The 10,202-nt window shown below is 35.4% G+C and carries 10 protein-coding genes; 6 read left to right on the top strand and 4 right to left on the bottom strand.

Annotated elements, in window-relative coordinates:
* The 5 genes from ABWO41_RS10900 to ABWO41_RS10880 form a co-directional block, all read left to right on the top strand.
* On the top strand, positions 1-2,033 hold a 2,033-nt coding region (locus ABWO41_RS10900; RefSeq protein WP_353137602.1), incomplete at its 5' end, for an endonuclease MutS2.
* 338 nt (positions 2,034-2,371) lie between these two features.
* A complete protein-coding gene (locus tag ABWO41_RS10895; RefSeq protein ID WP_353137600.1) occupies positions 2,372-2,932 on the top strand; it encodes a UbiX family flavin prenyltransferase in 561 nt (186 codons plus the stop codon).
* 73 nt (positions 2,933-3,005) lie between these two features.
* Entirely contained in the window at positions 3,006-4,325 is a 1,320-nt protein-coding gene (gene mtaB, locus ABWO41_RS10890; protein WP_353137598.1) for a tRNA (N(6)-L-threonylcarbamoyladenosine(37)-C(2))-methylthiotransferase MtaB, read from the top strand.
* A gap of 13 nt (positions 4,326-4,338) precedes the next feature.
* Entirely contained in the window at positions 4,339-4,824 is a 486-nt protein-coding gene (locus tag ABWO41_RS10885) for a GtrA family protein (protein ID WP_353137596.1), read from the top strand.
* Positions 4,808-5,623 (top strand): inositol monophosphatase family protein, encoded by an 816-nt coding sequence (locus tag ABWO41_RS10880; RefSeq protein WP_353137594.1) that lies wholly within the window; start codon positions 4,808-4,810, stop codon positions 5,621-5,623. Before ABWO41_RS10885 ends, ABWO41_RS10880 begins: the two co-directional genes overlap by 17 nt.
* A 41-nt stretch (positions 5,624-5,664) precedes the next feature.
* Here ABWO41_RS10880 and ABWO41_RS10875 read toward each other — a convergent pair whose 3' ends face one another.
* Positions 5,665-6,096, bottom strand: a complete 432-nt coding sequence (locus ABWO41_RS10875; RefSeq protein ID WP_353137592.1) for a PIN domain-containing protein — start codon at positions 6,094-6,096, stop codon at positions 5,665-5,667.
* Complete coding sequence (locus tag ABWO41_RS10870; protein ID WP_353137590.1) at positions 6,093-6,347, bottom strand: DUF6364 family protein; 255 nt, start codon at positions 6,345-6,347, stop codon at positions 6,093-6,095. Before ABWO41_RS10870 ends, ABWO41_RS10875 begins: the two co-directional genes overlap by 4 nt.
* Before the next feature lie 162 nt (positions 6,348-6,509).
* Between ABWO41_RS10870 and ABWO41_RS10865 the strand changes: the two genes are divergently transcribed.
* Positions 6,510-7,649 carry a putative sensor domain DACNV-containing protein gene (locus ABWO41_RS10865; RefSeq protein ID WP_353137588.1) on the top strand — a complete coding sequence of 380 codons (1,140 nt, stop codon included), beginning with the start codon at positions 6,510-6,512 and terminating at the stop codon, positions 7,647-7,649.
* A 51-nt stretch (positions 7,650-7,700) separates the two neighbouring features.
* Here ABWO41_RS10865 and ABWO41_RS10860 read toward each other — a convergent pair whose 3' ends face one another.
* A complete protein-coding gene (locus ABWO41_RS10860) occupies positions 7,701-9,731 on the bottom strand; it encodes a S9 family peptidase (protein WP_353137586.1) in 2,031 nt (676 codons plus the stop codon).
* Between the two features lie 10 nt (positions 9,732-9,741).
* On the bottom strand, positions 9,742-10,202 hold a 461-nt coding region (locus ABWO41_RS10855), incomplete at its 5' end, for an META domain-containing protein (protein WP_353137584.1).

The raw sequence follows: 10,202 nt of genomic DNA, 5'->3' as shown, positions 1-10,202 counted from the left end.
GGGAAGGGACATATCCGAATCTTGAGGCGCTTTTTGAACATCTGCCGATAGAAAAGAGTATTCTGAGAGAAATTGAAAAAGTAATTGATGCAAAAGGAAAGATTAAAAATAATGCATCCCGTTTACTCTCTGATATTATAGATGCCATAGCGAAGGCGGAACAGGATGCAAGAAAGAAAATTGACCAGATATACAAAAGCGCACAAGCAAATAATTGGGTAGCAGATGGAAGTTTAACCGTTAGGGATGGCAGGCTTTGTATACCAATTCTTGCAGAAAATAAGCGGAAGCTTAAAGGTTTTATACATGACGAATCTGCGACAGGTCAGACGGTTTATATAGAGCCGGAAGAGGTTTTTAATCTAAATAACTTAGTTAGAGATCTGGAGTTTGAAAAAAGACGTGAAATTATAAGGATTCTTACAGAATTGACTGATAAGCTTAGACCTCATGTGCCTATTTTATATTCTTATCATGGTTTTTTAACCAAATTGGACTTTGTTAGGGCAAAAGCTTTATTTGCCATAGAAATAGATGCAAAAATGCCGGTGTTGTTAAATGAGCCTAAGTTACGTTTGGTAAATGCAAAACATCCACTGCTTATCATGTCGGGAAAGGAAAATCAGAAACCGGTTATTCCTTTAAATATGCATTTAGATAAGAAAACCCGGATTCTTTTGGTGTCTGGACCAAATGCAGGCGGAAAATCGGTAGCCATGAAGACTGTAGGTTTATTACAGATTATGGTTCAGGCAGGTCTTTTAGTTCCTGCAGATGAAGAATCTGAATTTAGCGTCTTGAAACAGATTTTCGCTGATATTGGCGATGATCAGTCTATTGAAAGTGATTTAAGTACATATAGTGCCCATCTCTCGAAAATGAAATATTTTACAGAACAGGCAAATGGAAAGACCATGGTTCTGATAGATGAGTTTGGGACAGGCACCGATCCGCAGTTTGGTGGACCCATCGCCGAGGCCGTATTGGAGCTTATCAATAAGAAACATTCTTTTGGAGTAATTACTACACACTATTCGAATCTTAAGATTTTCGCAAATCATACCGAAGGCTTAGAAAATGCGTCCATGATTTTCGATAATGTAAATCTGAAGCCGTTATATGTTTTGGAAATGGGGAAGCCGGGAAGTTCTTATGCTTTTGAAATTGCTCAAAAAATAGGTTTGTCTAAACAATTGATTGATCTGGCAAAGAGCAAGATTAATATTGAACAAAGAAAGGTAGACTCTCTTTTGCTTGATCTGGAACGGGATAAAAAGGAAATTTACGATCAGAAGAAATATATAGAACGGGAAAAAAAGAATATCGACTTGCTTCTCTCTGAAAATCAAAAATTAAAGGATTATTTTGAAGAGAATAAACGGAATATTATTAAACAGGCTAAGCTGGAAGCACAACAGATTATTAAAAACGCTAATAAGCTGATTGAAAATACAATTTCAGATATCAAATCGGCCAAAGCAGAAAAGGAAAAAACCAAACAGTTACGCGAGAATCTAAATGCTGAATTAAAAAAACACGAAGTTAAACCTGTAGAAAAAAAAGCGGTTGACAGTAAGCAAGCTGAAATAGCAGTGGGAGACTGGGTGAAATTAACTGATTCAGGAAATGTTGCTAAAGTCTTGGAAGTAAGTAAGGAAAATCTAATCATCGCATTTGGCGAGCTTAAATCTGTTGTCAAAAAAAGAAGGGTCGAAAAAATTGCACAAAGTGACGTACCAAAAGACATCCGAAGAGCAAGCTCTGTAAGTCATACCCAATCTGCATCAGAATTTGTTAGCGAAATAGATGTTAGAGGAATGAGGGGAGAAGATGCTTTGCATAAAATAGAACAATTGCTGGACCGGGCAATAATGTTTTCAATGGGGTCATTTAAAATTATTCACGGAAAAGGTGATGGAATTTTACGAAAACTGATTAGAAATTACCTTAAAAAATATACCGAGATTGAACGTTTGGAAGACGAGCATGCTGACAGGGGAGGTGACGGAATTACTTATGTTTATCTAAAATAAATATTGCTTAACTTAGCTATTATGAAAGCTTTATATTAAGTTTACATAGCTTTTTAAACTAAAGATTTTATTTCCATTTATAAGTTTAAACATTTATTGTTGGTTAAAAATAAAATATCTTTACGAAACACTAATTTAATTGATTAATTATAGCGAACTTGTTACGTTATTGTCACGTTAAATTATTTTAAAAAAAAGTTTTGATAAATAATATTTTTCCTATATTTGTAGTGCCCTCCCAAAGGGCATGTTTTTCATAGGTAGATGTAGGGTCGAATACTAGTATTCGACCCTTTTTTATTTCCTATATTTGGATTCGAAAAAATCATTATTGATTCATGAAAAGAAAAATTGTAGTAGCAATTACCGGGGCAAGTGGGGCGGTTTATGCAAAACTTTTATTGCAGAAGCTTTCCACTCTGAAAAATCAATTGGAAGAAGTATCGGTAATCATGTCTGATAATGCAAAAGATGTTTGGCAACAAGAATTGGGAAATTCGGATTATCAGGAAATTCCGTTCAGGTTTTTTGCGAGAAATGATTTTTTTGCTCCGTTTGCTTCGGGGTCCGCTCAATATGATACCATGGTAATAGTACCCTGTTCTATGGGAACCTTAGCGAGAATAGCGTCTGGAATTTCTAATGATTTAACAACCAGGGCAGCAGATGTAATATTAAAGGAAAGGCGAAAGTTGATTTTAGTTGCAAGGGAAACTCCTTTAAGCCTCATTCATATTAATAACTTTAAATCAGTTACAGAAGCAGGAGCCATTGTTTGCCCGGCAGTACCATCATTTTATAGTAACCCCAAAACAGTAGAGGAGGTTGCTTCAACCGTAGTTGATAGAATTATTGATTTAATAGGTTTAAAAAATGATTCTTATCGTTGGGGACAATAAGAGCAATTTTAGATTTCTGTGACAGGAATTCAGGCTTTTGTTTAATTCTGAATTCCGTATCTTTGCGGAAATTATGAATAAAAGGGTTGCTTTTTACACCTTAGGATGTAAATTAAATTATTCAGAAACATCCACGATAGGCAGGCAGTTTCAGGATGCCGGCTTTAGTACGGTAGAATTTACCGACAAAGCTGATGTTTACGTTATTAATACATGTTCTGTAACAGAAAATGCAGATAAAAAATGCCGGAAGGTTGTTAAAGAAGCACTTAAATATTCTCCAAATGCATATATAGCTATTGTTGGTTGCTACGCACAGCTTAAGCCAAAGGAGATTTCGGAGATAGAAGGGGTAGACGTGGTATTGGGGGCTGCAGAGAAATTTCAATTGCTAGAGCATATCCAGGATCTTACTAAAAAGCCAAAAGCAGAAATTTTCAATAAACCAATAGAAGAAACAAACGAATTTGTTGCATCTTATTCGTTTGGAGACAGAACGAGAACCTTTTTAAAAGTTCAGGATGGTTGCGATTATTCTTGTACATTTTGTACTATTCCGCTAGCCAGAGGCGAAAGTAGAAGCGATACTATAGAAAATATAGTGAAGCAGGCGAGAGAGATAGCAAATTCAGGCATAAAGGAAATTGTACTTACAGGTGTAAATATTGGTGATTTTGGAATAAGAAATGGAAAGCGTGAAGATAAATTCATTGACCTGGTAAAAGCATTAGATGAAGTCGAAGGAATTGACAGGATTAGAATCTCTTCTATTGAACCCAACCTTTTAAGCTCCGAAATTATAGAATTCGTAGCCCAATCTAAAAGATTTGTCCCTCATTTTCATATGCCGTTGCAATCCGGATCGAACAAAATCCTGAGCTTAATGCGGAGAAGATATAAAAGAGAATTATATATAGAAAGAGTTCAGGAAATTAAAAGAATTATGCCTGACTGTTGTATAGGAGTTGATGTAATTGTTGGTTTTCCAGGTGAAATGAGAGACGATTTCTTAGATACCTATAATTTTCTTAATGAGTTGAATATATCCTATTTACATGTATTCACTTATTCTGAGCGAGAGAATACTCCGGCAGCAGAAATGGATGGTAGTGTCCCCGGTTCGCAAAGGGCAGACAGAAGCAAAATGCTGCATATTCTTTCAGATAAGAAAAGAAGGGCATTTTATGAAACACAAATAGGAAAAACCGGTGAGGTTTTATTTGAGGGTGATCTGAAAGAAGGTTTTATGCATGGTTTCAGTAAGAATTATGTTAAAGTCAAAGCCCAATATGATCCACTTTTAGTGAACGAAATTAAAACTGTAAAGTTCGAATACGTATTGCCTGACGGGGAAATGCATGGCGAAGAGGTAACAGAGGTTCTGACTCATTAATCTGCAAAGGATCTTGGAATTTAAATCGATAAATACAACTACAGAAAAAAAAGAACTATCTACCTGGCAAACCTTCACGAATAATCAGATTGTTCGTTTTTTTCTCTCTGCAGGAGTTGCAGCTGTAGCAGATTCTATTGCTTACTACATTATTATCAACTTTATCATAAACCATTCGGATGTCCTGATTGGAGATAAATTGATTAAGGCACATGAGTTTTCCTTTATAATTTCTTACTCTTTTGGAGTTCTTGTAAACTTTATTATAACTAAATTTTTAGTTTTCACAGATTCTACCTTAAAAAACAGACAGCAATTCAGCAGATTTGTATTAGTTGCTTGTTTAGGTTTCTTCGCTAATTACATTTTATTAAAAATCTTTGTGGAAGTGTTTAACTTTTGGCCAACATTTGCAAGAGTTGCCGCTTTGTTAAGCCTAGGAATAGCTAGCTACTACATTCATAGATTGTTCACCTTTAGAAATGAAAATGATGATTGATTATCAGGATATTTGTCAAAAAGTTGTCGAGATAGCTAAAAATGCCGGTGCATTTATCAGACAGGAACGCGAAGCTTTTTCAATCAATAGTATTGAGTTTAAAGGCAAAAATGACTTGGTTTCTTATGTAGATAAAACAGTAGAAAATCAAATCATAGCGGGTTTGGAGCCTTTAATTGCTGGGGCCGGTTTTATAGCTGAAGAAAATAAGGATACTCATATATCTGACACTTATAATTGGATCATCGACCCTTTGGATGGAACCACCAATTTTATCCATGGAATTCCAGCTTATGCGGTTAGTATAGCTCTAAAATATTTAGATGAAATAGTTATCGGAGTTGTTTACGAGATCGGAAAAAGCGAGTGTTTTTATGCGTGGAAAGACAGTTCAGCGTATTTAGACGGAAAAATCATTCAGGTGTCCGAAAATAAAAAAGTGGCAGATACTTTAATGGCCACCGGTTTTCCTTATTATGATTTTACCAGAAAAGACACATATATGGAACTTTTTGGAGATCTTATTCAGAACTGTCACGGGCTAAGAAGGATTGGAGCTGCTTCTGTAGACCTGGTGTATACGGCTTGCGGCAGATTTGATGGGTATTTTGAATATAATCTTAAACCATGGGATATCGCCGCCGGAATGTTTATTGTAGAACGGGCGGGAGGCAAGGTATTTGATTTCAAAGGCGGAAAAGATATGCTAAAAGATTGTGATATTATTGCCACAAATGCCCATATTTCTGAAGAACTTATCGGGATAATAAAAAAATACTTTGCGAAATATTACAACTAGCTAAAATATCCGGATAGAATTGATACTTGAAACGTACGAAGCTAACGATTTAGTTTACTAAGTTCCAGATTAGAAATAAAAGCACTACAATTATATACCGGAATGTCTGAAAAATAAAAGTCGTTTACGTCTTCTGTAAGAATGACTTCGCAGTCAGATAATATTGCCGAGTAATATTCTAGCCCATCTTCAAAGTCATGAACAGCTGGATTCTCTATAGCAAGTTTAACTGCGCGTTGATCGGTAATTGTAATTTCTAGTTTTTCGGATAAAACAGAAATTTTATTTTTTGCTTGTCGAGTTCCACTTTTTTTTTCCGCAAAATAAAATGCAATGGCAAGACAAATTGGAGACGTATAAACCTGCATGTTAGGTTTATCTGATAGGCTTAATATCCTGGCGGCATAAGGAAACAATGGATATTGCTTATTTAAAACGGCAACCAATATATTGGCGTCCACAAAAATTCTCATTTCTTAGAATTAAAAAATTCCGCTTTAGATTTTTTTCTGGAGGTCGTCTTGGAATATTCGGGCCTTTCTTCTGCTACCATATTTACCCAATCTGCTATTGGTAATTCTTCCAGGTTTTGATAATTTTTTGAAGTCATTTGTCTAAATATAAACTCAGTAAGTCTGGATAGACTAATGTTATTTCTGGAAGCAAATTCTTTCGCCTCTTTAATCACCTGTTCGTCAAAAGACAAAGTAATCTTTGAGTCCATAACTATTTATTGTTTATTTTATACGACAAAAATATTTATTTTATACGTAATACCGAAATGCTTTTAAACTATATTTCCTAAAGCTTATAGGAATATAAAAATTCTTTACAAAATATTATCTCTAAAGCTTAATTTTAAATAATTCTCTATCCAAATTTATTTATGACACCAACTTCGACATACCAAGCTGCTAAAATAACTGCTCCACTGTTAGAAAATTATTTCGAACAATATTTGCTTGATGTTAATTCTGAAGTTGAAAAACCTATTAATTTCCCAAAGGCAGTTTTAATAGAGAGTATGATTGATGCGGCTTTCTGGGCCAGCCTGAGAACAGAGGAAGCCAGATCTCCTAAGATTTCGTTAGCTTTTTTGTCTCCGGAACAGGCCGAACAGCCTCTGTTGTTCGGCAATAAGCTAAGGTTAACTCCTCGAAATTTAACTAAACTCGCTCCCGGAATAGAAGGGCCCGGAATTCATTTAGGGATTTGGTATGATGATCATGGGCTATTTATCTGGGGTACAACCTTACATATTCCCAATTTTTGTTTCGTCCTGGATGTGTCTGAACCTGCCTTATTGGTAATAAAGCACAGACGTTTATGTGGCTTTGGCAAATTTACCAATGTTGCCATCCTAAAAGGAGACGAAATTAAGATCATCAATGAGAATAGCGCTTTTTTGCCAGATAGTCCACAAATATTAAATTATTTGTTGGGATTAAACACTAATATTAAAAGGACAGAAACGGTAAATGTAATGATTCAACTTGCTGTTGGTATGCGTTCTCATAAAAGAGGGGGAATTGTCCTTATCGTTCCCAAATCAAATAACAATTGGAAAAAATCTATCATTCATCCAATTCAATATCATCTAAAACCTTTGTTTACCAATTTATCCAAATTGATGAATGATTATTCCGATTCAGTAAATGAAACAATATGGGAAAGTACTGTGAAAAAAGAAATAGACAGTATTGCAGGGCTAAGTGCTATAGATGGAGCTGTTATTTTAAATGATAATTATGAACTAATAGCTTTTGGTGCCAAAATCACGAAATTTAATAGTGAACAACAAATAGAGAAGCTGGCTTTTATAGAACCGGTAATTGGTGGAGAGGTAAAAGAAGTTTTTGTGAGTGAAATAGGAGGTACTAGACATCTTTCTGCTGCCCAATTTGTGTATGACCAAAGAGATTCTCTTGCGTTTGTTGCCTCTCAAGATGGACACTTTACTGTATTTTCCTGGTCGCCAGAGCGTGGTATGGTACAGTGTCATAAGATAGACACTTTACTCATTTAATAACGGGTTGCCGCCATAGGATTAAAAATCCTATAGGCGGCAACATGGTTTTTACAAAGTTTCCTCAAGCCATTTAAAAAATTCCCTTTGCCATACTATTCCATTTTGAGCTTTTAATACCAAATGGTTCTCATCAGGGAAATAAACCAATCTGCTTTTAATACCTTTTAATTGTGCGGCCTGATAAGCCTGTAGCCCTTGTTCGATAGGCACTCTGTAGTCTCTGCCTCCCTGGAATATAAGAATTGGTGTATTCCATTTATTAATATATTCACTTGGATTAAAGTCTCTATAAGCCTTTGGAACACTTTCCTGCCAATAAGCGCCACCTACATCCTTGTTAGCGAAAAAGAGTTCTTCTGTTGTCCCATACCAGCTTCTAAGATCGAACAATCCATTATGGGCTATAAAAGTTTTAAAACGGTTTTGATGGATTCCGGCGAGCATATAAACCGAATAGCCACCATAACTTGCACCTACACATCCTAATCTGTTCTTGTCTACGAAAGATTCTTTAGAAATGTCATCAATAGCAGCAAGGTAATCTTTCATTGCCTGCCCGCCCCAATCTCCGCTGATCTGCCTGTTCCATTCTACACCAAAACCAGGTAAACCGCGCCTGTTTGGAGCTACTACAATGTATCCCTGGGCTGCCATTAACTGGAAATTCCATCTTACAGAATAGAATTGGGAAACCGCAGATTGAGGCCCGCCCTGACAATATAAAAGAGCCGGATATTTTTTTGATGAATCGAAATCTGGAGGATATATTACCCAAGCCAGCATGCTTTTACCATCCGTAGTTTTTATCCAGCGCTCTTCAACTTTGCTTTTTGCTATATTTTTATATTCCGAATCGTTAACATGAGTTAGCTGGTTTAGTTTGCCATTTTTAATATTTAATGTATATAGTTCTGCAGAATGGTTCATATCTGTTTTGCTCACTACCAGTAAGTTTCCAATTTGACCAAGTATTGCGTTGATATCCCATTGTCCTTTGGTAAGCTGTTTTATATCACTAACGCTCATTAAATTAAAGCCTTTTTCAGTATTAATGGTATAAAGTTGCTGCGTACCTTTATAATAGGCATTAAAGAATATAGATTTTCCGTCTTCTCCCCAAATAAAGCCAGAAACTGTCTCGTCCCAATCTTTAGTTAAATTGTATTTTTTTTCGGTTTTTAAATCAAGTATATAAATGTCATTTTTATCAGATTCGTAACCATCTTCGGCCATACTTGTCCAGGCCAGAAATGAACCATCTTTGTTAAAAGAAGGGTGCGTATCGTAGCCTTGCATTCCGTCAGTAATATTAGTGGTTTTCTGAGTGAGCAGGTCATATCTATAGATATCGGTATTTGTACTTGTGGCATAAGCTTTTCCAAATTTTTTCTTCGCTACGTATAAAATAGATTTGCTATCTGGAGACCAAATCATATCTTCTGTACCACCAAAAGGTTTTTGGGGAGAATCGTAAGGCTCGTTCTCCATAATATCTTTAAGATTTAACAGTTGGCCATTCTCAAAACCGGCGATATAGATATGACTGAATTTACCTTCTTCCCAGGTGTCCCAGTGTCTATAATTTAAATCATTAAAAACATAAGCATTTGCTTTTGGAAGATCATGATAAATGTCTTTGGCTTCTGTTTTTACAACCAGGGTTTCTTTGGTAAAAAGAATATGTTTTCCGTCAGGGGAGATTTTAGGATTCTCTATACCGCCTTCCAGATTTGTTAACTGTTTATGTTCTGTATAATCCAGGCTACATGACCATAACTGATCATTTTTGAGGTAAATAAGCTTATCCTGATAAATATTTACAATAGCAATACTTTCATTTTCTGCATCGATTTGTTTAGGATTTCCATTTTTTAATGAAATGGCGAAAGTATTTTTATTCCCTTTGTTTTCCTCAATATTTACGGAGTTGACGCTGTAAATAACTTCGTTTTTTTTCTTGTTAATGACATCTCCGCTTACACGTCCCAGTTGCCAAAGTTTTTCCGGACTAAGTTTTTGTTGGGCAATCAGGGGAGTTGTTATTAGCATAATTATACTTACCAATATATTTTTCTTCATCAATTTAAATTTACCGCCGGAAAGAAAGCAATAACTCATCATTTTTTAATAATTGTAACTCGTTATTTACAAGTTTGAAATTATTTGCCTGCTGTAAAGACGATTTAAATTCATTTTCTATAGCCAGATCTTTACAAGCCATTAATGTGGTTATAATATTTCCTATTTTAAAATGGTTCATCATGTCTTTGGAGAAGCTTATGGAGGTACCGAAGCCATTACATCCTAATTTTCCAGATACACTTTTTTTCGTCAGGTCGAAGTTTATATTAGCCACAACATCAGAAGGTATTATTTTGGTTTTTAATTTAAATAGCTTCCAATTGCCCGAAATCAATAATCTTTTGTCTAATACATCGCCACATCCGGTGTAATGTTTGTTTTTAAGATATAGCTCTACAAAGTATGGACTCACCTTACCAGACATGTCATTTACGCAAGGCGTTTTATAAACAATTGCTCTATTTAGTC

Source organism: Pseudopedobacter sp. (assembly GCF_040392825.1).
Lineage (GTDB): Bacteria > Bacteroidota > Bacteroidia > Sphingobacteriales > Sphingobacteriaceae > Pseudopedobacter.
This window is presented reverse-complemented; position numbering and strand designations above follow the sequence as displayed.